Source organism: Serratia sp. CY81684 (genome assembly GCF_052166595.1).
Lineage (GTDB): Bacteria > Pseudomonadota > Gammaproteobacteria > Enterobacterales > Enterobacteriaceae > Serratia > Serratia nematodiphila.
The window spans coordinates 410,859-434,236 of record NZ_JBJNOO010000001.1 but is presented as its reverse complement, the minus strand read 5'-3'; the positions used below and the strand labels follow the sequence as shown (position 1 = coordinate 434,236).

At 61.3% G+C, this 23,378-nt stretch carries 25 protein-coding genes; 14 read left to right on the top strand and 11 right to left on the bottom strand.

Features of this window, described 5'->3' with window-relative positions:
- Positions 1 to 56: 56 nt before the first annotated feature.
- Both bglX and ACJ8QF_RS02135 read right to left on the bottom strand, forming a co-directional pair.
- The gene (bglX, locus tag ACJ8QF_RS02140) at positions 57 to 2,354 is read right to left on the bottom strand and encodes a beta-glucosidase BglX (RefSeq protein ID WP_265260849.1); all 2,298 of its coding nucleotides are present in this window, start codon (positions 2,352 to 2,354) and stop codon (positions 57 to 59) included.
- 112 nt (positions 2,355 to 2,466) lie between these two features.
- Positions 2,467 to 3,387, bottom strand: a complete 921-nt coding sequence (locus tag ACJ8QF_RS02135; protein WP_265260850.1) for a LysR substrate-binding domain-containing protein — start codon at positions 3,385 to 3,387, stop codon at positions 2,467 to 2,469.
- A 118-nt stretch (positions 3,388 to 3,505) separates the two neighbouring features.
- On the opposite strand from ACJ8QF_RS02135, the gene ACJ8QF_RS02130 reads away from it, so the two are divergent.
- Both ACJ8QF_RS02130 and ACJ8QF_RS02125 read left to right on the top strand, forming a co-directional pair.
- Positions 3,506 to 4,660: a methionine aminotransferase gene (locus ACJ8QF_RS02130; RefSeq protein ID WP_154870552.1), complete on the top strand. Its 1,155-nt coding sequence runs from the start codon at positions 3,506 to 3,508 to the stop codon at positions 4,658 to 4,660.
- Positions 4,661 to 4,694: 34 nt separating this feature from the next.
- Positions 4,695 to 5,474, top strand: a complete 780-nt coding sequence (locus ACJ8QF_RS02125) for an ABC transporter substrate-binding protein (protein WP_015377062.1) — start codon at positions 4,695 to 4,697, stop codon at positions 5,472 to 5,474.
- 34 nt (positions 5,475 to 5,508) lie between these two features.
- Here ACJ8QF_RS02125 and ddlA read toward each other — a convergent pair whose 3' ends face one another.
- Entirely contained in the window at positions 5,509 to 6,612 is a 1,104-nt protein-coding gene (gene ddlA, locus ACJ8QF_RS02120; RefSeq protein ID WP_015377061.1) for a D-alanine--D-alanine ligase, read from the bottom strand.
- 168 nt (positions 6,613 to 6,780) lie between these two features.
- Here ddlA and ACJ8QF_RS02115 point away from each other — a divergent pair, with 168 nt between their 5' ends.
- From ACJ8QF_RS02115 to dld, 3 genes are all read left to right on the top strand, one after another.
- Entirely contained in the window at positions 6,781 to 6,984 is a 204-nt protein-coding gene (locus ACJ8QF_RS02115) for a ParD-like family protein (RefSeq protein WP_006324220.1), read from the top strand.
- Positions 6,981 to 7,775 (top strand): type I methionyl aminopeptidase, encoded by a 795-nt coding sequence (gene map / locus ACJ8QF_RS02110; protein WP_049299472.1) that lies wholly within the window; start codon positions 6,981 to 6,983, stop codon positions 7,773 to 7,775. Before ACJ8QF_RS02115 ends, map begins: the two co-directional genes overlap by 4 nt.
- A gap of 126 nt (positions 7,776 to 7,901) precedes the next feature.
- On the top strand, positions 7,902 to 9,608 hold the full coding sequence (gene dld / locus ACJ8QF_RS02105) for a D-lactate dehydrogenase (protein ID WP_076740453.1): 1,707 nt from the start codon (positions 7,902 to 7,904) through the stop codon (positions 9,606 to 9,608).
- A gap of 63 nt (positions 9,609 to 9,671) precedes the next feature.
- Here dld and ACJ8QF_RS02100 read toward each other — a convergent pair whose 3' ends face one another.
- Genes ACJ8QF_RS02100 through ACJ8QF_RS02090 form a run of 3 tightly spaced genes read right to left on the bottom strand, consistent with a single transcriptional unit; the run spans position 9,672 to position 12,371 of the window.
- Positions 9,672 to 10,679: an iron ABC transporter permease gene (locus ACJ8QF_RS02100; protein WP_265260852.1), complete on the bottom strand. Its 1,008-nt coding sequence runs from the start codon at positions 10,677 to 10,679 to the stop codon at positions 9,672 to 9,674.
- A complete protein-coding gene (locus tag ACJ8QF_RS02095) occupies positions 10,676 to 11,638 on the bottom strand; it encodes an ABC transporter substrate-binding protein (protein ID WP_265260853.1) in 963 nt (320 codons plus the stop codon). Before ACJ8QF_RS02095 ends, ACJ8QF_RS02100 begins: the two co-directional genes overlap by 4 nt.
- Before the next feature lie 16 nt (positions 11,639 to 11,654).
- Complete coding sequence (locus ACJ8QF_RS02090) at positions 11,655 to 12,371, bottom strand: ABC transporter ATP-binding protein (protein ID WP_004939633.1); 717 nt, start codon at positions 12,369 to 12,371, stop codon at positions 11,655 to 11,657.
- A 598-nt stretch (positions 12,372 to 12,969) separates the two neighbouring features.
- Here ACJ8QF_RS02090 and ACJ8QF_RS02085 point away from each other — a divergent pair.
- Entirely contained in the window at positions 12,970 to 13,821 is an 852-nt protein-coding gene (locus ACJ8QF_RS02085; protein ID WP_004939639.1) for a DMT family transporter, read from the top strand.
- A 57-nt stretch (positions 13,822 to 13,878) separates the two neighbouring features.
- Here the strand turns inward: ACJ8QF_RS02085 and ACJ8QF_RS02080 are convergent, their stop codons facing one another.
- Positions 13,879 to 14,469 (bottom strand): Yip1 family protein, encoded by a 591-nt coding sequence (locus tag ACJ8QF_RS02080; RefSeq protein WP_004939641.1) that lies wholly within the window; start codon positions 14,467 to 14,469, stop codon positions 13,879 to 13,881.
- Between the two features lie 205 nt (positions 14,470 to 14,674).
- Here ACJ8QF_RS02080 and ACJ8QF_RS02075 point away from each other — a divergent pair, with 205 nt between their 5' ends.
- The 7 genes from ACJ8QF_RS02075 to ACJ8QF_RS02045 all read left to right on the top strand — a co-directional run bounded on the left by ACJ8QF_RS02075 (position 14,675) and on the right by ACJ8QF_RS02045 (position 19,227).
- Positions 14,675 to 15,142, top strand: coding sequence for an acyltransferase (locus ACJ8QF_RS02075; protein ID WP_004939644.1), 468 nt, complete (start codon positions 14,675 to 14,677; stop codon positions 15,140 to 15,142).
- On the top strand, positions 15,142 to 15,684 hold the full coding sequence (locus ACJ8QF_RS02070) for a GNAT family N-acetyltransferase (protein ID WP_076740455.1): 543 nt from the start codon (positions 15,142 to 15,144) through the stop codon (positions 15,682 to 15,684). Before ACJ8QF_RS02075 ends, ACJ8QF_RS02070 begins: the two co-directional genes overlap by 1 nt.
- A 104-nt stretch (positions 15,685 to 15,788) precedes the next feature.
- Positions 15,789 to 16,640, top strand: a complete 852-nt coding sequence (locus ACJ8QF_RS02065) for a DUF1460 domain-containing protein (RefSeq protein ID WP_265260854.1) — start codon at positions 15,789 to 15,791, stop codon at positions 16,638 to 16,640.
- Positions 16,641 to 16,770: 130 nt separating this feature from the next.
- Positions 16,771 to 17,583 carry a MetQ/NlpA family lipoprotein gene (locus tag ACJ8QF_RS02060; protein WP_033642272.1) on the top strand — a complete coding sequence of 271 codons (813 nt, stop codon included), beginning with the start codon at positions 16,771 to 16,773 and terminating at the stop codon, positions 17,581 to 17,583.
- Positions 17,584 to 17,735: 152 nt separating this feature from the next.
- Complete coding sequence (locus ACJ8QF_RS02055) at positions 17,736 to 18,185, top strand: type II toxin-antitoxin system PemK/MazF family toxin (RefSeq protein WP_265260856.1); 450 nt, start codon at positions 17,736 to 17,738, stop codon at positions 18,183 to 18,185.
- 315 nt (positions 18,186 to 18,500) lie between these two features.
- Positions 18,501 to 19,040, top strand: coding sequence for a GNAT family N-acetyltransferase (locus ACJ8QF_RS02050; protein WP_265260857.1), 540 nt, complete (start codon positions 18,501 to 18,503; stop codon positions 19,038 to 19,040).
- A 103-nt stretch (positions 19,041 to 19,143) separates the two neighbouring features.
- Positions 19,144 to 19,227, top strand: coding sequence for a membrane protein (locus ACJ8QF_RS02045; protein WP_016928643.1), 84 nt, complete (start codon positions 19,144 to 19,146; stop codon positions 19,225 to 19,227).
- A 42-nt stretch (positions 19,228 to 19,269) separates the two neighbouring features.
- On the opposite strand, the gene ACJ8QF_RS02040 is transcribed toward ACJ8QF_RS02045, so the two are convergent.
- From ACJ8QF_RS02040 to ACJ8QF_RS02030, 3 genes are all read right to left on the bottom strand, one after another.
- Positions 19,270 to 20,190 carry a DUF808 domain-containing protein gene (locus tag ACJ8QF_RS02040; RefSeq protein ID WP_286093959.1) on the bottom strand — a complete coding sequence of 307 codons (921 nt, stop codon included), beginning with the start codon at positions 20,188 to 20,190 and terminating at the stop codon, positions 19,270 to 19,272.
- A 102-nt stretch (positions 20,191 to 20,292) separates the two neighbouring features.
- Positions 20,293 to 21,291 carry an alpha/beta fold hydrolase gene (locus ACJ8QF_RS02035; RefSeq protein WP_286093958.1) on the bottom strand — a complete coding sequence of 333 codons (999 nt, stop codon included), beginning with the start codon at positions 21,289 to 21,291 and terminating at the stop codon, positions 20,293 to 20,295.
- A 50-nt stretch (positions 21,292 to 21,341) separates the two neighbouring features.
- Positions 21,342 to 21,746 carry a VOC family protein gene (locus tag ACJ8QF_RS02030; RefSeq protein WP_033633845.1) on the bottom strand — a complete coding sequence of 135 codons (405 nt, stop codon included), beginning with the start codon at positions 21,744 to 21,746 and terminating at the stop codon, positions 21,342 to 21,344.
- A gap of 76 nt (positions 21,747 to 21,822) precedes the next feature.
- On the opposite strand from ACJ8QF_RS02030, the gene ACJ8QF_RS02025 reads away from it, so the two are divergent.
- Complete coding sequence (locus tag ACJ8QF_RS02025) at positions 21,823 to 22,278, top strand: GNAT family N-acetyltransferase (protein WP_265260859.1); 456 nt, start codon at positions 21,823 to 21,825, stop codon at positions 22,276 to 22,278.
- 34 nt (positions 22,279 to 22,312) lie between these two features.
- Here ACJ8QF_RS02025 and pbpG read toward each other — a convergent pair whose 3' ends face one another.
- Positions 22,313 to 23,242 (bottom strand): D-alanyl-D-alanine endopeptidase, encoded by a 930-nt coding sequence (gene pbpG, locus ACJ8QF_RS02020; protein ID WP_015377045.1) that lies wholly within the window; start codon positions 23,240 to 23,242, stop codon positions 22,313 to 22,315.
- Positions 23,243 to 23,378 lie beyond the last annotated feature (136 nt).

The following is a 23,378-nucleotide window of genomic DNA, read 5'->3' as shown; positions in this document are numbered from 1 at the left end:
ACATGAGCGGAAAGGGATAGTGCCCCTCTCCCACCGCAGTGAAAGAGGGGGAAAAGTTACTTCAGGGTAAAACTTTGCGCCTGCACGTTGTCGGAATCCAGGCCGACGAACACGTTGAATTTGCCCGGCTCCGCCCCCCATTTCAGGCTGGCGTTGTAGAACTTCAGATCCTCTTCGCTAATCGGCAGCTCAACCTGCTGCGACTGGCCGGCCTTCAGCGTCACTTTCTTGAAGTTGCGCAGCTCTTTCACCGGCCGGCTGACCGACGCGGTGACGTCCTGCAGATACAGCTGCACCACCGTGGCGCCGTCGTACTTGCCGGTATTCTTCAGCGTGACGCTGGCGGTTAACTTGCCGTTGCGCGCCATCGTCGGGCTGGATAACTTCAGATCCGACAGGCTGAAGGTGGTGTAGCTCAGGCCGTAACCAAACGGATACAGCGGGCCGTTCGGCGAATCGAAGTAGCGCGAGGTGTACTTGCCCGGGTTCTCCTTGCCGAACGGCCGGCCGGTGTTCAGGTGGTTGTAGTACATCGGGATCTGGCCGACCGAGCGCGGGAAGGTCATCGGCAGCTTGCCCGACGGGTTGTAATCGCCGAACAGCACGTCCGCCACCGCGTTGCCGCCCTCGGTGCCGCTGTACCAGGTTTCCAGCATCGCGTCCGCCTGCTCGCTCTCCCAGCTCAGCGCCAGCGGGCGGCCGTTCATCAGCACCAGCACCAGCGGCTTGCCGGTGGCTTTCAGCGCGGCGATCAGATCGCGTTGGCTCTGCGGAATAGTGATGTCGGCGCGGCTGGAAGCCTCGTGCGCCATGCCCTGCGATTCGCCCACCACCGCCACCACCACGTCGGCCTTGTTCGCCGCCTGCACCGCTTCGTCGATCATCTGCTGCGGCGAGCGGGTATCGAACGCCACCGCCGGCTCATACTCGTTGAGATAGTCGATGATGCCTTTATCCTGCGTGACGTTGGCGCCCTTGGCGTACAGAATGCGCGCCTTGTCGCCCACCGCCCGCTCCAGCCCTTCGCGCAGGGTGACCGACTGCTTGACCACCCCGGCAGCCGACCAGCTGCCCATCACGTCGCGCTGGCTGTCGGCCATCGGCCCGACCAGCGCAATGGTCGCCTGCTTGCTCAGCGGCAGCGTCTGCTTATCGTTCTTCAGCAGCACCATCGTCTTGCGCGCCACCACCCGCGCTTCGGCGCGGTGCAGGCGGCTTTCGGCGTTGGTGTCCTGCGGATCGGAACCCGCCGGCCCCAGATGCACGTAAGGATTGGTGAACAGCCCCATGTCGTACTTGGTGTTCAGCACGTCGCGGCAGGCGCGGTCGATATCGCTTTCAGACACCAGCCCGTCTTTCACCAGACCCGGCAGGTATTTGTCGTAAAACTCGTCGCTCATGCTCATGTCGACGCCGGAGGTGATCGCCAGGCGCACCGCGTCGCGCGCGTCGGCGGCCACGCCGTGTTTAATCAGCTCTTTGATCGCGCCGTGGTCGCTGATGGTGATGCCTTTAAAGCCCCACTGGTCGCGCAGCAGATCTTTCAGCAGCCACGGGTTGGCGGTGGCCGGTACGCCGTTCACCGAGTTGAGCGACACCATCACCCCGCCGCTGCCGGCGTCCACCGCCGCTTTGTAAGGCGGCAGATAGTCCTGATGCATGCGCAGCGGGCTCATGTCGACGGTGTTGTAATCGCGGCCGCCTTCGACGGCGCCGTACAATGCAAAGTGCTTGACGCTGGCCATCACCGAACCGGGTTTGGCCGGATCGCCGTTCTGGAAACCATCGACCATCACCTTGGCGATTTTCGATACCAGCCAGGTGTCTTCGCCGAAGCCTTCGGAGACCCGGCCCCAGCGCGGATCGCGGGTGATATCGACCATCGGCGCGAAGGTCATGTTCAGGCCGTCGTCGCTGGCCTCCTGCGCCGCCACGCGGGCGCTGAGCGCAATGGCTTCCAGATCGAAGCTGGCCGCCAGCCCCAGGCTGATCGGGAACACGGTGCGCTGGCCGTGCACCACGTCATAGGCAAAGAACAATGGGATTTTCAGGCGGCTGAGCTGCATCGCCTGATCTTGCATCACCCGGATATCCGGCCGGGTGACGGTATTAAAGATGGCGCCGATCTGCCCTTTGCGGATCCCCTCGCGGATCGCTTCTTTCGGGTTATCCGGCCCGACGCTGATCAGCCGCAGCTGGCCAATCTTCTCTTCCAGCGTCATCTGCTTCATCAAATTGGACACGAAGGCGTCGCGCTGCTGGGCGTGAATGCCCTGCGTTATCGGCGTTTCCTGCGCAAAAGCCGGGCTGAGGGCCAGACCGGACAACATACTCACCACACAAAGCCATTTCATCTTGTTTTATCTCAGGCGTGTTTCCGCCGCCAACGCCGCGGAGTTTAATCGGAGTGAAGAAACAGTTTGCCACACTCTGTTTCATCGCCAAGGGAATTCGCATCGCTAATGTTTACAAAGCATTACAGGTTATCGGCAGGTAATTCTGCAGCCGGGCGCGGCTGTCGGCGGCCTCCGCCGCCAGAAAATCGACCAGCGCGGTTAACGTCGGCGGCGCCACCGTGCGTTCAGGATAGACCAAATAATAGGCCGCGCCGCTGCTGACGCAGAGCGGGAACGGCGTGACGATGCGCTGCGCCTGAATATCCTCCTCCAGCAGGCACAGATCGCCGATGGCGATGCCAAACCCTTGCAGCGCGGCGCTCATCGCCAGATCGAGGGTATCGAAATGCTGGGCCTTGCCGGACGGCAACGCATCGGCGCCCGCCGCCTTCAGCCAGCGCAGCCAGTCGCGCCGATCGCGCGTCGGGTGCAGCAGGGTTTTGTCCGTCAAGTCCGTCAACCGGGCCGCCGGCGGCAGGAACGTCGGCGTGCAGACAGGCGTGAGGATTTCATCGAACAGCGAGTGCGCGGTCAGCTTTTTACCCGGCGGCCGGCCGAACACCACCGCGGCGTCAAACTGCTCGGTACTGAAATCCAGGCCGTGCGACACCGAGGCGGTCAGCTCGATATGCATGTCCGGCCGTTCATTTTGCAGGCGAATGATGCGCGGCAGCACCCAGCGCATGGCGCAGGTCGGGCATTTGATGCGCAGCGCCCCCGGCGGAGCGGCGGCCCGCGTCAGGGCTTCATCCAACTGCCCCAGCGCCTGCTGTACCGGCGCCAGCAGCTGCGCGCCCTGCGGCGTCAGCGCCAGACCGCGCGCCTGGCGGCTGAACAGCGGATAGCCCAGACGCTGTTCCAGCCCGAGGATTTGCCGACTGACCGCCCCCTGCGTCAGGTGCAGCTGCCGGGCGGCATGAGTAAAGTTAAGGCGTTGCGCCACCACCACGAAGGTTTTCAATACGTCGAGCGACGGCAGGGATATCGGCATAGCGTGCCTCGATTAGCTATGATCACAGTGCATGGCAAGTATGACAAACTTTCCCTTGTCCGCCTACGCCGGCTGATGCTTAATCGCTCAACACTTCCCTGTTTGCCTGGAGCCCATCATGCAGAGCGCCTGCTCATCCCGCTCGAAGCTGCCGGACGTCGGCACCACTATCTTCACCGTCATTGGCCAACTCAGCGCCGAACATCAGGCCCTCAACCTGTCGCAGGGCGCGCCCAACTTCGCCGGTGACCCGCAGCTGATCGAGGCAACGGCGCAAGCCATGCGCGCAGGTCATAACCAATACGCGCCGATGAGCGGCGTGGCGGCGTTACGTGCTGCTCTGGCGGAAAAAGCTGAACGATTGTATGGCGCGCGCTATGACGCCGACGAAGAAATCACGGTGATCGCCAGCGCCAGCGAAGGGCTGTACTCGGCGATCAGCGCGCTGGTGCACCCCGGCGACGAGGTGATCTATTTCGAACCGGCATTCGACAGCTATGCGCCGATCGTGCGCCTGCAGGGCGCCACGCCGGTGGCGATCAAGCTGTCGCTGCAGGACTTTCGCGTCGACTGGGACGAAGTGGCCGCCGCCATCAACGGCAAAACGCGCATGATTATCGTCAACACGCCGCACAACCCGACCGGCGCGGTGTTTGACGCGCAGGATATCGACCGCCTGACCGCCCTGACCCGCGACACCGACATCGTGATCCTATCCGACGAGGTCTACGAGCACGTGGTGTTCGACGGTGAAATTCACCACAGCATGGCGCGCTATCCGCAGCTGGCGGAACGCAGCGTGATCGTGTCGTCGTTCGGCAAAACCTACCACGTCACCGGCTGGCGCGTCGGCTACTGCCTGGCGCCGGCGGCGCTGATGGACGAGATCCGCAAGGTGCACCAGTTCATGGTGTTCTCCGCCGATACGCCGATGCAGCACGCCTTCGCCGCCGCGCTCGCCAACCCGCAGAGCTACCTGGGGCTGGCGGCGTTTTACCAACAAAAGCGCGATCTGCTGGCCCGCGCCCTGCTGGATTCGCGCTTTGAGCTGCTGCCCAGCCGCGGCAGCTTCTTCATGCTGGCCCGCTTTAGCGGCTTCAGTCACGAAAGCGACAATGATTTCGCCGTGCGCTTGATCCGCGAAGCGAAGGTGGCGACGATCCCGCTGTCGGCGTTCTACAGCGACGGCACCGATACCGGCCTTATTCGGCTGAGTTTTTCCAAAGATAACGAGACCCTGCTGGAAGGCGCGCGCCGCCTGAGCCAGGTGTAATTTTTTGTCCGACCATGGGAAAGGGGCACTGCCTATGAAAGCTTTGAAAACGCTGTTCGCCGCCGGATGCCTGCTGGCCGCCGGCTCTTCTCTGGCGGCGGAAAACAGCCTGCGCTTCGGTCTGGAAGCGCTGTATCCGCCGTTCGAATCCAAATCCGCCAGCGGCAAACTGGAAGGGTTCGACATTGAATTGGGCGACGCGGTGTGCGCCGCCGCGCAGTTGCAATGCAGCTGGGTGGAAACCTCGTTCGACAGCCTGATCCCGGCGCTGCAGGCACGCAAGTTCGACGCCATCAACTCGGCGATGAACGTGACCGAACAGCGGCGCCAGGCGATCGCCTTTACCGACGCCATCTATCAGGTGCCGAACCGCCTGATCGCCAAGGCCGACAGCGGCCTGCTGCCGGACGCCAAAGCGCTGGCGGGCAAACACGTGGGCGTGCTGCAAGGCTCGATTCAGGAGATTTACGCCAAAACCCATTGGGCGCCGGCGGGCGTGGATGTGGTGTCTTACCAGGATCAGAATCAGGTTTATCTCGATCTGGCGGCCGGTCGGCTCGACGCCACGCTGGTGATGGCGCCGTCGGGGCAAAGCGGCTTCCTGTCGCAGCCGGACGGCAAGGGCTTCGCCTTCGTCGGCGAGGCGGTGCGCGACGACAAAATCCTCGGTGAAGGCATTGCCTTCGGCCTGCGCAAAGGGGATGAGGCGCTGAAGAAGAAACTGGATGCCGCCATCGCCAAAGTGAAACAGCAAGGCACGGTGGCGGCGCTGTCGAAGAAGTATTTCGGCGACATCGACGTGACGGTGAAGTGATGGACGGGGGCGGCACCGCCGCCCCCTGCCGCGTTTAGCGATCGAACACCGAGCTGTTCAGCGCGCGATCCTGCTGGTGGCGCTCCAGCGCCAATTCGATCAGGCGCGTGATCAGCGCCTGGTAGCTGACGCCGCTGGCAGCCCACAGCTTGGGATACATGCTGATGTTGGTGAAGCCCGGCAGCGTGTTGATTTCGTTGATCACCACCTGGTTGTCCGGCGTCAGGAACACATCCACCCGCGCCAACCCGAAGCACTCCAGCGCGCGGAACGCCTTCAGCGCCACCTCGCGGATGTGGTCGCTCACTTCCGGCGCGATCGCCGCCGGCACCACCACCTGAGCGCCCTGCTCATTGATGTATTTGGTGTCGTAGGAGTAGAAAGCGTCGCTCAGCACGATCTCGCCGCATACGCTGGCCTGCGGATCGTCGTTGCCCAGCACCGCACACTCGATCTCGCGGCCGACGATCGCCGACTCCACCAGCACCTTGTGATCGAAACTGAAGGCCAACGCCACCGCCGCGTCAAACTCGGCGCGGTTTTCCACCTTGCTGACCCCGACCGACGAGCCCTGGTTGGCCGGCTTGACGAACAGCGGCAGGCCGAGGCGCTCGCTCAGTTGCTCAAACGTGAACCCGGCGCGGTTGGCGCGCGTCAGGGTGACGAACGGCGCCACCGCCAGCCCGGCGTCGCGCAGCAGGCGCTTGGTCACGTCTTTATCCATGCTGACCGCCGAGCCGAGCACGCCGGCGCCGACGAACGGCATATTGGCCATGCGCAGCAACCCCTGCAGAGAACCATCCTCCCCCAGCGTGCCGTGCACGATCGGGAAGATGACGTCTAGCTGGCCCAGCGCGCCGGCGCTGCCCGCTTCGATCAGCTGCTGCTTTTCCTGGCCCGGGATCAGCGCCACGTTCTTGTTCGAGCGGTTCAGTGCGATCAGCGCCGGGTTCTCGGCATTGAGCAGATAGTTGGAGGCGTCGTTGATGTGCCACTGCCCCTGTTTGTCGATCCCCAGCAGCGTGACGTCAAACTTCTCTTTGTCGATTGCATCCACAATGTTTTTGGCCGACTGCAGCGACACCTCATGCTCCGCCGATTTACCGCCAAAAATCACCCCAACACGTAGTTTAGTCACGCCTTAAATCCTTCTGAAAAATCATGGCAAAAAAGTCGTTTATCACAATAAACGCATTGCCTGGCGGCGGCAATCGTTGTTGCCAGAATCTTCTTACGCCACAGAATGCCACATCGCGACCATCCAAAACGTATACACTTCGTATATTGTTCATTTATGGAGACGCCGATGGGCATCGTAAAAATTTCGGACGCGCTGCATGACGATCTGCGCCTCGCCAGCCTGACCATGACGCGTTCGATCAACGCGCAGGCCGAGTACTGGATCAAGATCGGCATGCTGGCGGAGTTCCATCCGGAACTGACCTACCCGCAACTGGTAAAAAAAATGATGAAAGATAACGCGCTGACGCTGAAGGAGATTGTCGGGTGAAACAGATTGTGATTAAAACGCCGGAAGAGATTGCCAAAATGCGCCATTCCGGCGCCCTGCTGGCCAAAGTGTTTGCTATGCTCGATGAAGTCATCGTCGAAGGCATCTCCACCATGGAGATCAACGACCGCGCCGAGGCGTTTATCGTCGAAGAGCTGAAGTCGCGCCCGGCCAGCAAGGGGCAGTATGATTTCCCCTATGTGCTCAACACCTCCGTGGACGACGTGGTATGCCACGGGGTGCCGTCGGCCAGCAAAATCCTGCGTTCCGGCATGATCGTCAACGTGGATATCACGCTGGAAAACGGCGGCTATATCGCCGACTCCAGCAAGATGTACTGCATCGGCCAGGTGACGCCGCTGGCCAAACGGCTGGTGAACAACGTCTATGAATCGATGTGGCAGGGCATTCGCGCGGTCAAACCGGGCGCCACCCTGGGCGATATCGGCCACGCCATCCAGCGGCACGCCGAGCAGGCCGGCTACAGCATCGTGCGGGAGTATTGCGGCCACGGCATCGGCCGCGACATGCACGAAGAGCCGGCGGTATTGCACTACGGTCAACCCGGCAGCGGCATGGCGCTGCAGGAAGGCATGGTGTTCACCATCGAGCCGATGATCAATCAGGGCGACCGCCGCATCAAGCAGAAGAAAGACGGCTGGACGGTGGTGACGCGCGACAAAAAACTGTCGGCGCAGTGGGAGCACACCGTGGCGGTCACCGCCGACGGCGTGGAAATCCTGACGCTGCGCGACGAAGAGCGCCAGGCCGGCTACGCCGAGCGCTACTAAACCCGCAAGCCATTAGCCCACCAAGCTGATAGCTTAATAAGTTATTTAATTGATAACCTCTTAGCTTATTGCGCGGCACTCCGGCGCCGCGGTTAAGGCGACGGGGATGACAGGGAGACAGGCAGCATGCAGTCAGGCAATCAGACGTTTATCAATCAGCTTAAGGACATCGTCGGCGGCCCGCAGCTGTTGACCGGCGATCGCAACACCGAGCGTTATCGCAAGGGCTTCCGCTCCGGCGAAGGCCAGGCGCTGGCGGTGGTGTTTCCCACCAGCCTGCTGCAGCTGTGGCGCATTCTGCAGGCCTGCGTGGCCGCCGACAAAATCGTCATCATGCAGGCCGCCAATACCGGCCTGACCGAGGGCTCAACCCCCAGCGGCAACGACTATGACCGTGATATCGTCATCGTCAGTACCCTGCGCCTCGATCATATTCAGGTGCTGGACAACGGCAAGCAGGTGGTCGGTTTTCCCGGCAGCACCCTGCACCACCTCGAGAAATTGCTCAAACCCTACGGCCGCGAACCGCATTCGGTGATCGGCTCTTCCTGCATCGGCGCCTCGGTGATCGGCGGCGTGTGCAACAACTCCGGCGGCTCGCTGGTGAAACGCGGCCCGGCCTATACCGAAATGGCACTGTACGCCCAGCTGGGGGAAGACGGCCAGCTGCGCCTGGTGAACCATCTGGGCATCCGGCTTGGCGACACGCCGGAAGAGATCCTCACCCGGCTGGAAAAAGGCGACTATCGCCCGGAGGACGTCGAATACGGTGAGCTGCGCGCCTCGGATAACGAATACGCCAGCCGGGTGCGCGACGTCGATGCCGACACCCCTTCCCGCTTCAACGCCGACAAACGCCGCCTGTACGAAGCTTCCGGCTGCGCCGGCAAGCTGGCAGTGTTCGCGGTGCGGCTTGACACCTTCGAGAAAGAGGGCAAAGAGCAGGTGTTCTATATCGGCACCAACGACACCGCGGTGCTGACCGAACTGCGCCGCCACATGCTGAGCAAATTCGAAAACCTGCCGGTGGCCGGTGAATACATGCACCGCGATATCTTCGACATCGCCGAGGTGTACGGCAAAGACACCTTCATGATGATCGACAAGCTCGGCACCGATCAGATGCCGCGCTTCTTCACCCTGAAAGGCCGCATGGACGCCAGCCTCAACAAGCTGCCGCTGCTGCCGCACAACCTGACCGATCGGCTGATGCAGGGCCTGAGCCATCTGGCGCCGAGCCACCTGCCGAAACGCATGAAGGAATACCGCGAACGTTTCGAACACCATCTGCTGCTGAAGATGGCCGGCCCCGGCGTAGACGAAGCGCAGCGCTACCTGACCGACTATTTCGCCCAGGCCGAAGGCGCCTTCTTCGCCTGCACGCCTGACGAAGGCAAAAAGGCCTTCCTGCACCGCTTCGCCGCCGCCGGCGCCGCGGTGCGCTACCACGCGGTGCACGCCGACAAGGTGGAGGATATTCTGGCGCTGGACATCGCCCTGCGCCGCAACGACACCGACTGGTTCGAAACGCTGCCGCCGGAAATCGACAGTCAGTTGGTGCATAAGCTGTATTACGGCCACTTTATGTGCCACGTCTTCCACCAGGACTACGTGGTGAAAAAAGGCGTGGACAGCCATGCACTGAAAGAAAAGATGCTCGAGATCCTCAACCGGCGCGGCGCCGAGTACCCGGCGGAGCATAATGTCGGCCACCTGTACCACGCCAAACCGGATCTGCAGGCGTTCTACCGCACCGCCGATCCGACCAACAGCTTCAACCCCGGCATCGGCAAAACCAGCAAACGCAAAGGCTGGGCCGAAGCCCCCCGCTAAGAGCGCCCGATTGGCCTGCCGACGCGGGCCACCTCACCTTCCTGTTGACCTTCAATGGCCCATTCAGCGTTCCGCGCGCAGCAGCAAGGAGACGATGAACGCGCCCCCCAGCCCCGCCGTAATGATGCCGATGGGCAGCTCCTGATTGGGGATCAGGCTGCGGCTGAGCATGTCGCCGCCGGTCAGCAGCATCGCCCCCAGCAGGCCGCACATCGGCACGGACAAGCGGTGGCGCACGCCCACCAGGCGCCGGGCCAGATAAGGCACCATCAGCCCGACAAAACCGATCACGCCCGTCAGCGAAACGAGAAACGCCGTGGACAGTGCGCAGCACAGAAAGGTCTCGGTGCGCAGGCGCGCGACGTTGACCCCCATCGAATGGGCGGTGTGCTCGCCCGCCAGCAGCGCGTCCAGCGCCCGCCAACGCAGCGCCGTAAACCCGGCCAGCAGCACGAAACTCGCCAACGGAATGAACAGATTATCCCAACGCGCCAGCCCCAGCCCGCCCAGCGACCAGAACAACACCGAACCGGCCGCCCGCTGATCGCCGGAAAACACCAGGTAGCTGGTGAGCGCGCTGAACAAAAACGAGACCGCCAGGCCGCAGACGATCAGCTGCTCGGCGCGCCTGACCCGGCTGACGCGAAACAGGATCATCACCGCCATCGCGGACAAAATGCCGCCGGCGAAAGCGGACAGCGGCAACGTCAGCGCGCCCAGCGCATCGCCGAAGCGCGTGATGACCAGCACCGCGCCGGCGGAGGCGCCGGAGGAGAGCCCAAACAGAAAAGGATCGGCCAGCTCATTGCGGGTGGTGGTCTGCAGCAACGCGCCGGTCATCGCCAGCCCGGCGCCGGTCAACGCCGCCAACAGGGCTCTGGGCATTCGCAGTTGCACGACGATGGTATCCAGCATGCCGGAGAGGGGCGCCGAACCGAACCCTAACGCCGCCAACGCCTGCCGCCATGACAGCGCGACGCTGCCCAGCTGCAGGCTCCAGATCATTAGCCCACACAATACCGACAGCGCCAGCGGCGCGAGCAGCATAAATCGCCGGGTCGGCGAGTTCATTCAGCCTCCGGCGCGTACAGCGCCCGCGCCAGCTTTTCCACCGCGCCGATGTTGGCCGGCCCCGGCGTCAGCTCCGCATACTGCAGTTTCAGATAACGGTGGTGCCGTACCGCGGGGGTCAATTTCATCAACGGGTGAGATTCGAGGAAACGCCGCAGCGCATCGGCCCCCGAACCGGTCTGGTAATCCAGCAGAATAATGAAGTCGGGCTCGGCCGCCGCCACCGCCTCCCAGGACGCCGTCGTCCAGCTCGCCGGCAAACCGTCCATCACGTTGCGGCCGCCCGCCGCTTCGATGATCGCCGTCGGCATGGCGTATTTGCCGCTGGTAAAAGGCTTCTCCTCCCCCGAGTCATAGACGAACACCTTAAGCGGCGTCTGACCCGCCGGCCTGACTGGCAGCGCGGCTAACCGGCGGCGCCAGCCTTCAACCAACGCGGCTGCCTCTTGCGGCTTGCCGAAAATCTTGCCGAGCTTTAGCTCATCGTCATACAGCAGGTTCATATCGGCCTTCTGCGGCCGCCCGCCGGCCTGCACGCAGCTCTCGCTCAACACCAGCGTTTTGATGCCGAACGGGGCGAGCTTCTCCGGCGTGACGTCGCCGCCGATCTTCATGCCGTAATTCCAGCCGGCGAAGAAGAAATCCGGCTGCGCCGCCAGCAACGTTTCCAAAGCGGGATATTTCGGCGCCAGTTCGGGAATGGCGCCCATCGCGGCCTTGAAGTCGGGCGTCAGTTTGTACCAGCCGGTGATGCCGGTCAGCCCGACAATGCGATCCTGCAGATGGAGCGCAAAAGCCATCTCGGCCATGTTGATGTCGTTGATGACGGCGCGTTGAGGCGCCTGGTTGAAGGCGATCGGCGAACCGCAGCTGTCTATGGTGACGGGAAATTTTTCGGCCGCCGCCGCCCCACCGGCCAGCAGCAGGAGCAGGAGCAGGGGGAATACGCGTGTGTTCATATTTCTCTCTGGTTTATCAAGCGCAATGGGGAACGTCAAAAATACGCAGCGTTTTCCCGCTGACGGGGTGCGCCACCTTGAAACTGTTCATGCCGAACACCGGCAAAATCACCGGGGTCTGCAACACCGCCTCGGGCGTACCACAGGCTACCTGGCGGCTTTCGTTGAGCACCAGGATCCGATCGGCAAACGCCTCCGCCACGGGCAAATCGTGCAGCACCGCAATCACGGCGATATCTTTATTTTTCACTAACGACAGCAGCGCCGAGCGCCCGGGCGGATCGAGATGATTGGTCGGTTCATCCAGCAACAACAGCTCGGGAGACTGCGCCAACGCCCGGGCCAGTGCGGCGCGCTGGCGCTGGCCGCCCGAGAGCCGCCCCAACGGGTGGTGCCTGAGCGGCGCCAGCCCGGTTTCCCCGATGGCCTCATCAACGATGCGCTTTCCCGTCGCAGAGCGTTCGCCATGCGGTAAACGGCCCAACGCCACGTAATCCTCAACCGAAAGCCGCAAATCCGGCAGATCGTTTTGCGCCAGAAAGGCGATGCTTCTGGCGCGCTCCGCCGCCGGCCACGCGGACAAGGCGCGCCCTCGCCAGTAAATGCCGCCGCTGTCCGGCCGCGTTTCGCCGATCAGGGTGCGCAACAGGCTGGACTTGCCGCTGCCGTTGGGGCCGATCACCGCCAGCTTCTCACCGGCGCGGAGCGCGAAATGGATGTTGTCGAGTATCAATGCCCCGCCGTGGCCGGTCAGGCTAACTCCATCAACATGGAGGATGTCGTGAGCTGAATTCATCATGCATAAATTGTTATATTATAACATACCAGTGTTTTTACCACGATTGCTCGCCTTCTGCAAAAGCGAATCGCAAACTCTTATGCCGCACGCGCTGCGTGAAGCAAGGCAGAGGGCAAGCCACGCCCTGCGTCAAAACGGCGTGGTTAAAGCAACATAGCACACCTTTTTATTAATGATAATGATTTTCATTATCATTAATATCTCTGTGATTTCCGATTGCACGCCCCGCTGAACTTGGTTATGTTTGAAGCGATTCGTCTCAATCCCGATTTTCAGGAACTCACATGACCTATCTGGCGCACAGTACAGATCCGACAAACGCGACCGTTCCGGCCGTCGTTTTGCTGTGTGCTTCCTCTGCCCCACCCGCCGTTTCTTCTGTCGTTTCTGCGGTTGCCGCTTACCCGCCACGCCTTGTGGTTGTGCGTTAAGCCAAACCGACTTTTTACCTCCGGCTTAGTGATCTGTTGCGTTCAGGCGTAGACCGCCGCGCGCGCCGGAGCCTGTAATTTTCACGACAGGTGAAATTGATATGCGATTACCTTCTCTCTGGGCCAATGCCGGCCTGGCTACGCTGTTCGTCCTGCTCTGGAGCAGCGGCGCGATCTTCTCCCGTTGGGGATTGGAGCACGCCTCCGCCTTCGCTTTTCTGTTCTTCCGCTGCGCCATCGCGCTGGCGGTGCTGTTGGCCATCGGCCTGTGGCGGCGCCAGTGCCTGCCCGCCCCCGGCACCCGCCGGCGCGTCGCGCTGATCGGCGTGTTGATGATCGGCAGCTATCAGATCTGCTATCTGCTGGCGTTGGAACAGGGCATTACGCCCGGCGTGCTGGCCACATTGCTCGGCGTACAGCCGATCCTCACCCAGTTCATCACCGAACGGCGCTGCACCGGGCTGCGCGCATTCGGGCTGGCGCTGGCGATGGCCGGGCTGACGCTGGTGGTGTACCAAAGCCTGATGGTGGCTCATTTCTCGCCGAGCGGCATGCTGTTCGCCTTTATCGCATTGGGGAGCATGACCGCCGGCACCCTGCTGCAAAAGGGCATGACGCAGCCGCCGCTGGCGGTCTTGCCGCTGCAGTATGCCATCGGGCTATTGATGTGTACGCTGGCGCTGCCGTTTGAGCCGCTGCGGGTCGACTGGCGGCCTGAGTTCGTGCTGCCGCTGCTGTGGATGGCGGTGGTGATCTCGGTGCTGGCGACGTTCTTGCTGTATCGCCTGATCCAGCGCGGCAACCTGGTGCAGGTCACCAGCCTGTTCTATCTGATCCCGGCGGTGACCGCCCTGCTGGATTATCTGCTGCTCGGCCACGCGCTGGCCGCGCTGAGCCTGTTGGGGATGGCGGGCATCGTGCTCGGCGTGATGCTGGTTTTCCGCCACGCATAAAAGCAAAAGCCCCCGCGCCGTTCCAGCGGCGCGGGGGCGATAACAACAGCCGTTAACTCAGAACAACCAGGAACCGTACCCCCACAGCAGCACCGTCACCCCAAGCAGCAGCTCGAGCAACAGGATGCCGATAGCGAAGGTCGAGCTGGAGAAGATGAACCCTTCCTTACTGTCGATATTCAGGAAGTGCGGGATCCCCAGATTCAGCAGATAGCCCGAATAGCACAGGCCGATAATGCCGACAAACAGACACAGCCAGACGACCGGATAGAGCGCCACAATCCCGCTGAGGAACATCGGGGTCGCCACGTAGCCGGCGAACACCATGCAGCGGTGCAGGCTGGGGCGCGATTCATAACGCCGCGCCATCCAGTGAATGACTTTCCCCATGGCCGCTACGCCCGCCAGCATCAGCAGGTAGAACGCCACGGCGGTATAAAGCGCGGTAAACATGTCGAGCCTGATGGCATGTCCCTCGCCGGAGAGCCAGCCCAACTGGGTGGTGCCGATAAAGGCGCAGACCACCGGGATGGCTGCCAAGAGCAACACGTGATGGGTGTATAGGTGCGAGACGCTTTCATTCTCGCTTTTGATCTGTTCGAACTCGGCGCTGGGATGCGCCAGAAGTCCCCAAACATGACTGACCATGAGACACCTCCAATCTCGCCGTAGGCCGCGATCGGCGAACGAATTTCACACCTCTGACGGACTGCTACCCGTGCGAGGATTGCGGCCACGGGGCTCTCTCCCCTGTGCTAATTATAGTCTTTCGGCGAAAAAACGTGCGGAAAGCGCAACGCCGCGGCGCTTTGTCTTATACTCCCACCATGAAAACCAGGCTGTGAGGAAGGTCATGTCATCCGTTATCACCACCCGCCAGGCGGGGATCGTCGACGTCGAAGCCGGGCGCAACGTTACCGTGATCGAACCCTGCAATCTGTACGGTTGCCGGCTCGGTGACGATGTCTTCGTCGGCCCGTTCGTCGAGATCCAGCGCCACGTCAGCATCGGCGCGCGCAGTAAAATTCAGTCGCACAGCTTTATCTGCGAATACGTCACCCTCGGCGAAGCGTGCTTTGTCGGCCACGGCGTCACCTTCGCCAACGATCTGTTCAAAGACGGCGCGCCCAATGCCGATCCGGCCAGCTGGGGGCGCACCTGCATCGGCGATCGGGTGTCCATCGGCTCCGGCGCCACGATCCTGGCGGTGGAGATCTGCAGCGACGCGGTGATCGGCGCCGGGGCGGTCGTGACCCGCGACATCACCCGCAAGGGGATCTACGCCGGCAACCCGGCGCGTCTGCTGCGGGAGCTGCCATAATGACCCCGGCCGTCCGCATCGCGGCCATTGAGACGTTGCCCGACGATTATCTGGCCCGCGGCGATTTCAGCTTCACCATCGCCTGTTACGCCCTGCCGCAGTTCGACAGCCCGGTGGACAGCTGGCCAACCCGCCCGGTGGCACCGTTTCGCAAGCAGTATCCGCTGGCGCCGTTCGCCAACGAAGACAGCGTGACCTTCCTGGCGTATCGCCAGGACGACGCCGTTGGCCATATTACGCTGAGCAAAAACTGGAACGGTTACACCCTGATCGACGAGATCGCCGTCAGCGCTGACGCGCGCCGTCAGGGCATCGCCGGGGCGCTGCTGGACTGCGCCAAACAGTGGGCGCGGCAGCAGGAAACCTCAGGTATGATGCTCGAAACGCAGAACAACAACCTGGCGGCCTGCCGCTGCTACCAGCATTACGGGTTTATTCTCGGCGGCATCGATCGTTTGCTGTACCGCGCCGAGCCGGAGATCGCCGATCACGAAATCGCGCTGTTCTGGTATTTGCCGTTCAATAGCGAAATCGGTTACTGATTTATCGATTGCCATTGAGGCTATGTTTACTTTTTAACCCCTACCATCGGATGAGAACTGTTATCACTTACTCTGATAAACCAGCGACACCCATGGAGGGCCGTATGAACAAGAACAAGGCTGTTTTACTGATGTTAGCTATCGCCATGAGCGGATGCGCCGATCGCCCCACCGCCGTCACCCCCGCAACGCCGCCGACCGACGCCGCCGTTTCGCCGCCGAACCTGCAACCGCAGATGGATGACAGCACCCGCAGCAAGCTGCGTGAGATCCTCGCGCTGCGCGCCGGTTGGCCCGCCGTGCAGCCGCATGGCCGCACCGTCGATTTGATTTCGCGCGAATTCCTCGGCACGCCCTACCTCGCCAACCGCCTGATCGGCTCGCAGAGCACGCCCGAGCAACTGGTGATCGACTTCCGCGGGCTGGATTGCTTCACCTACATCGATTATGTCGAAGCGCTCAGCACCGCCCGCAGCGAAGCCGAGTTCGTTCAGCGCCTGGTGGACATCCGCTATGTCGACGGCAAAATCGCCTTCCCGCAGCGCAAACACTTCTTCACCGACTGGGCGCAGCGGCCGAAAAAAGTGGCCGAAGACATCACCGCCCAGCTCAGCCCGCACGCCGTCAGCCTCGTGAAAAACCTCAATCAGAAAGCCGACGGCGGCAGCTACCTGCCCGGCTTGCCCGACGTACAGCGCAGCGTGACCTATATCCCCAGCGACCGCGTCGACGACAAGGTACTGGCCCAGCTGCGCACCGGCGACTACATCGGCATTTACACCAACCTCGCCGGGCTGGACGTGACCCATACCGGCATCTTCGTCATGACCGACAACGGCCCGGTGCTGCGCAACGCCTCTTCGCGCAAAACCAACATGCGGGTGGTCGATTCGCCCTTTATGGATTACGTGATGGCTACGCCGGGCATCGTCGTGCTGCGTTCGCTCAGCCGATAATCCCCCACCGCATAACGGCTATAAGCTATAGCCGTTTATGCTGAACGAGCGTTTGACTTCATCGGCAGTTCAGGCTTAGCTGTAAGAACAAAAACCAACTGATTTTATTGTTCTTTTCAGGGAGAGTTCGATGACCTTACGCTGGCGTATCACCCCTCTGGCGGCGGCCTTCGCCGCCGTATTGGCGCTTCAGGGCTGCGACCAAAAAACCGACCAAAACCATATCAAAGTCGGCGTCATCAACGGCGCGGAACAGGACGTGGCGGAAGTCGCCAGGCAGGTGGCGAAAGAGAAATACGGGCTGGACGTCGAGCTGGTCGGCTTCAGCGGCTCGCTGCTGCCGAACGACGCCACCGACAAGGGAGAACTGGACGCCAACGTGTTCCAGCACCGCCCATTCCTCGAACAGCAAAACAAAGATCACGGCTATAAGCTGGTGGCGGTCGGCAATACCTTCGTCTTCCCGATGGCCGGCTACTCCAAAAAGATAAAATCGCTGAAAGAGCTGCCGGACGGCGCGGTGATCGCCATCCCGCTCGATCCGACCAACCTGGGGCGCGCCCTGCTGCTGCTGGAAAAAACCGGGCTGATTAGCCTGAAGCCTGGCAAAGGGTTGCTGCCTACCGCGCTGGATATCAGCGCCAACCCGCATCATTACCAGATCATGGAGCTGGAAGGCGCGCAGCTGCCGCACGTACTGGACGATCCGAAAGTCACCGTCGCCGTCATCAGCACCACCTACATCAACCAGACCGGCCTGTCGCCGACCAAAGACGGTATCTTCATCGAGGATAAAGACTCGCCGTACACCAACATCATCGTCACCCGCGAAGACAACAAGGACGCGCCGAACGTGCAGAACTTCATCAAGGCCTATGAGTCGGACGAAGTGGCCAAGGCCGCCGAGAAAATCTTCAACGGCGGCGCGGTGAAAGGCTGGTAAATTCGGCCACCATCAAGGCGGATTCTGCGTACGAATCCGCAATATTTCACTTTCATTCCCCGTTTCCTTACGCCACACCTTTCTCTAAAAGCAAAACGCCCGCATGCTCATTCCTCCATAACACGGATTGTTCACAACAAAGGAGTGTCTCGATGCCGATCAAATTTGCCCCCAAGGTCGGGGAAATTCTTGAGTGCAACTATGGCAACTCTCCCCTATCAGTCTGCCAACCGCATGAAGCCGGCTTTTATGATGGCCACATTCCACCAGAAATGGTGAAGAACCGTTTAGTTGTTGTGTTAAATGGCAAAATTAACGGCAACGCCTGCATTATCGTACCGCTGTCGACCACCAGAGATTCGAACAAGATCGAACGGGGATTGCACATCGAAATTACGCGTGAACTCATCGAAGATATGAGATTCTTTCATCCGCAAACCCGCTGGGCAAAGGGCGATCTGGTGCAGCAAGTCAGCCGCCAACGGCTGAACAGAGCCCGTAAAGAGAGAGGCTTTCTTACCCAGTGTCTGTCGCGCGAGCTTGTTGCTGACACACAACGCGCCGTCATTAAGTCGATCAATGCCAAAAATATGCTGTTCTGACCAGTACGCTGTTGTTGACAAAACAGACAAATCAGGTGAAATTGTCGCCGTAGCCGATAAAGGCCCTTATGCTATACCCTCCCTTTCAGGGACCTGCGAAGCCCAGCCATCCAGCTGGGCTTTTGCCTATCAAGCGCCCACCGATTTCTTATCTTTCCGCTCTTGCCCCCTCAGCCTTTCTACCCCGGCTGATGCGCGGTTGACGACCCCATAGGGTTTTCTTATCTCACCATAAGAAAACCCGATTTACCCCGGCGGCAAGCGGCGCGCATAATGGCGTTTATCCGCTGATTTTCAAGGTAAACAGCCATCACCATGACGCTCTCCGCTCCCGTACTCAGCCTCCTTGACGCCACGCCGGACGATATAGCCGCCGTGCAGCGTATTTACACCCACCACGTGCTGCACGGAGCCGCCTCGTTTGAAGAACAACCGCCGACGCTGGCGGAAATGCAGCTGCGGCTGGCCAAGGTGCAAGCAGCCGGGCTGCCCTGGCTGGTGGCGAAAAGTGAAGGCCGTATTGTGGGCTACTGCTATGCCACGCCGTATCGCCCCCGGCCGGCCTATCGCTTTACCGTGGAAGACTCGGTGTATATCGCCGAAGGGCAGCAGGGCAAAGGCGTCGGCAAGGCGCTGCTGAGCGCGCTGATCGCCCGCTGCGAGCAAGGTCCCTGGCGCCAGATGCTGGCGATCGTCGGTGATTCCGCCGCCAACCGCGGCTCGCTGGCGCTGCACCAGTCGCTCGGCTTTACCAGCGTCGGGACGTTAAAGGCCGTGGGATTCAAGCTGGGGGAATGGCGCGACACCCACATCATGCAGCGCGCGCTGGGCGCGGGCGACAATCAGCATCCTTGAAGGCATGGCGACGCACGATAGGGAGTTAGCGTCTATAGTGAAGAGTGATTTCATTGAGTTAGCGCCAATCGCGCGCCACCTTTAACCGGTAAGGGAGAATCAAATGAAAATTATTCTGTGGATAGTCGCCATCATCTTTATCGTGGGTTTGTTGACGATTACCGGCGTTCTCAAACTGATCTTTTAATGCGCTTAATACGTCCCGCCCCTTCCGGGGCGAGACTTTTCATCATGCCTTGAAACGCGCGCGTACCGCCCCCAGCGCCGATACCACCGCCAGCACCACGCCGCCGGCCACCAGCCCGAACGCCACGTTCAGCAGGGCCGGAACCACACCCTGCAAAAGATGGCCAAACGTCGGCACCACGGTGGTGTACGAGGCCCAATCTTCGAACAGGTGATGCACCGGCGGCAAACCATGGGTCAGAATACCGCCGCCGACCATAAACATGGCGACAGTGCCGACGATCGACAGCGTTTTCATCAGATAAGGCGCGGCGCGCACGATGCCGCTGCCGATGGCGCGCGCCAACGCGCTGCCTTTGCGGCTCAGATACAGCCCCAGATCGTCCAGCCTGACGATGCCGGCAACAATGCCGTACACGCCGAGCGTCATCACGACGGCGATGCCGCACAAGACGATCACCTGTTGGCTGAAGGTGGCGCCGGCGACGGTGCCCAGCGTGATGGCGATGATCTCGGCGGACAGCACAAAGTCGGTGCGTATCGCCCCTTTCACCTTGCGCTTCTCATAGGCTGCGGCATCCTCATTGGCGCCGGGCCCGTCCGATTTCTCCTCCTGCGCCGGCTTGCCGTGGCTCAGGCTGTGGAACACCTTTTCGAACCCTTCGTAGCACAGGTAGGCGCCGCCCACCATCAGCAGCGGCGTAATCGCCCAGGGCGCGAAGGCACTGATCAAGAGCGCCAATGGCACCAGGATCGCCTTGTTGATCAACGAGCCTTTGGCGACGCTCCACACCACCGGCAGTTCACGGTCGGCTTTAACGCCGGTGACCTGCTGCGCGTTGAGCGCCAGATCGTCCCCCAGCACCCCGGCGGTTTTTTTTGCCGCCATCTTGCTCATTAAAGAGACATCGTCCAGCAACGAGGCGATGTCGTCGATGAGAGTGAGTAAGCTACTTCCTGCCAAAATGATTCATCCTTTTCATATTCACGGGCCATTCTATGTTTAGCATAGCGGTAAAGCGTCATGAAAGGATATGGGAGGATCGCGGAAAACGCCGGGTGGACGTTAAAACCTCTCGCCCGCCAGCCCCTCACCAGCTCCGAGAGCGAACGCGCGTGAGATATGTTGAAGAACCGGGCCGTGGGCATCAAATACGCACGATAAATGCGTGCTGCCTTCAAGCAAACCAAAGGCGGTTTGGGCGTTGCCATGCTGTTCGACGAAGCGCTGCATCGCTTGCGCATTGAACAACTCGTCCTGCGCGGCCGCCAGCAGCAAGGTCGGCAATCGCAGCGCCGCCAGTTGCTTGGCCGGGGCGCGAGGCGTCAAGGCGTTAGCCATATTAACGCTGTATTGGCAGATAAAATCGGGGGAGGCGGCCAGTACGGCCGGGGGAAAATTCAGGCTGACCGCCCGAGATTGCCCAAACCATCGCCCACCGCTAAGCGCATTGGCCACAAAAGGCCATTGACGCACCTGGGCAAAACGAGCCGTCACCGCCAGATCGCGGGCTATGCCGGAAAATGGCCCCAGCTCGGGTGCCAGCAGGATCAGGCTATCCGCCTGCTGCTCGCCAGGATAGCGGGTCAGGTAGTTGAGCAACATCCCGGCGCCGCTGGAATGGCCAAGCAGGTGCCTGCGCGCCAACGGAAACCGGCGGCGCATTTCCGCCAGGATGACATCGACATCGCGCCAAATACGCTCAGGCCGCTCAACCGTCCCCCGCTCTCCCGTGGAATCGCCATGTCCGCGGATATCCACCAGGCACACCGCGAGCGTTGGCTCGGCCGCCAGCTGGCGCGCCAGGACGTCATACCCGGCGGCGCTGTTAACCCCGCCGCCGTGATACACCACCATCACGTCTTCACTCTCGGCAGCGTGCCGATACAGGCGATAGCTCAACCCCTCGACGCAACCGGACAACGTGCCCACCTGCGCCCCCGGCCACTCGCCGTAAGACTTCGCTTGCTCAACATAGCGGTCAAAATCAATCAAAGCGCACCTTTCCATGATGTTGTCGGTATTTCCTACGGCAGAGAGCCCTGCCGCCATGGCGATAAGCATATGAAACAACCGCAGGCGCTACCATCCCTTTTGCACGCCGCGCGCTGAGCTCAGGGCAGATCCCCCGCCGGCACATTGAGCTGCCAGGAGAGCCCGAAACGATCGTTGAGCCAACCGAAACGGGCGCTGAAACCGTAGTCATCGAGCGGCATCAGCACCTTGCCGCCCTCCGCCAGGCGGTGAAAGGCCTGTTCAAGCGCCTCTTCGTTAGGCAGGTTGATGAACAACGACACCGCCGGGGTAAAGCTGAAGTCATGGCTGATCGGGCTATCGGTAAACACCAGGTTCTGCCGGTCGAAATCGATGGACGCATGCTTGATCAACCGCCGGCCGTCCGGCGTCGGATCGTAATGCTGCACCTGCATGAGCCGAAAACGCTCGAACACCTGGCTGTAAAGGTCGATCGCCCGCTGCGCCTCTCCCTGGAACATGACAAAGGTCGAAACCTGACTCATAACATCCCCTCCGACAATCGTTGTAGTATTAATGGAGGATAGCGGATTACCGTTGAAGCGGCGGAAAGGAGCAATCATGAGCATCATTCATCGCCTGGCGCAGCCGGACGATCTCAACGGCCTGTTAGCCTTGTATCGCGAGCTGCGCCCGCAGGACGCGCCGCTGCGCGCCGACGACGCGCGCCGCACCCTGCAACGCCTGCTGGACGATCCGGCGATCCGCCTGGTGGTGGCGGCGGACGAGGAACAGCCGATCGCCACCTGCATGCTGGCGCTGATCCCGGGGCTGGCGCACCAGGCGCAACCGTTCGGCGTCATCGAACACGTGGTGACGACGGAGCCCTACCGCGGCCACGGCGTGGCGCTCGCCATGATTGAATACGCGCTGCAGCTGGCCTGGCGTAAAGGCTGTTACAAGGTGATGCTGCTGTCGGGGCAGCAACGCACCGGCGCGCACCAGCTTTATCTCAAAGCGGGTTTCGACGGCGATCGCGAGCGGGGATTTGTCATCAGACGGCCCGAGGGCCGATAGCGGCCTGCTGCAAACGAGCAGGCCGTCAGGCGGGTTATTCGCTGTCGTTCTTCGCCAGACGGGCGTCTTTTTGGCGGCGATAGTCGCGGGCAGCGGCCGGGATCGGCGTCACCTTGCCGGTTTCAATCCAGCTGCGCAGACGGTTGGCGTCGGCGAAGTGGGTGTATTTGCCGAAGGCGTCCAGCACCACCAGCGACACCGAGCGGTTGCCGATCATGGTGCGCATCGCCAGGCAGTGCCCCGCCTGGTTGGTGAAGCCGGTCTTGGTCAGCTGAATGTTCCATTTCGGGTTGTACACCAGGTGGTTGGTGTTGCGGAACGGCAGCGTGTAGTTGGGATCCTTGAAGCTGGCCATGCGCTCAGTGGTGGTGCTGAGCTGGCCGATCAACGGATATTGCTTGGTGGCGATCAGCAGTTTGGTCAGATCGCGCGCCGTCGACACGTTATGAATAGAGAGCCCGGTCGGTTCGACGTAATGGGTGTTGGTCATACCCAGCGCCCTGGCCTTGGCGTTCATCGCTTTGATGAAGGCGTTGTAGCCCCCCGGATAGTGGTGCGCCAGGCTGGCGGCCGCGCGGTTTTCCGACGACATCAGCGCCAGCAGCAGCATATCCTTGCGGCTGATTTCGCTGTTCAGCCGCACCCGTGAATACACCCCTTTCATCTCCGGCGTCTGGTGGATGTCCACCGACAGCATCTCGTCGAGCGGCAGGTGCGCGTCCAACGTGACCATGGCGGTCATCAGTTTGGTGATCGAGGCGATCGGCACCACTTCATCCGGGTTGCGCGCGTACATCACCTTATGGGTTTGCATATCGACGACCATCGCGCTGCCGGAGGCCAGCTCAGGCTGAGTGGCGTGCAGGGCGGCAGCGTTGTCGCTGGCCAGCGCGCGCGGCGCAAAGCCTGCGCCCGCCTGCAAAGCGAGCAGGGTCAGAACCAAAACACGTATTTTCACAGGCATTACTCTGAAATGGGGGCTTGAACTCAGCGAATTATATGTGAGGGTTCAGCGCTTGGCACTGGGATTATAGGGCGGATTTGTGACAAATTCTGTCGGCCGAAAATCGGCACAGCCCGCGGGCGCTCTGGGATGAACG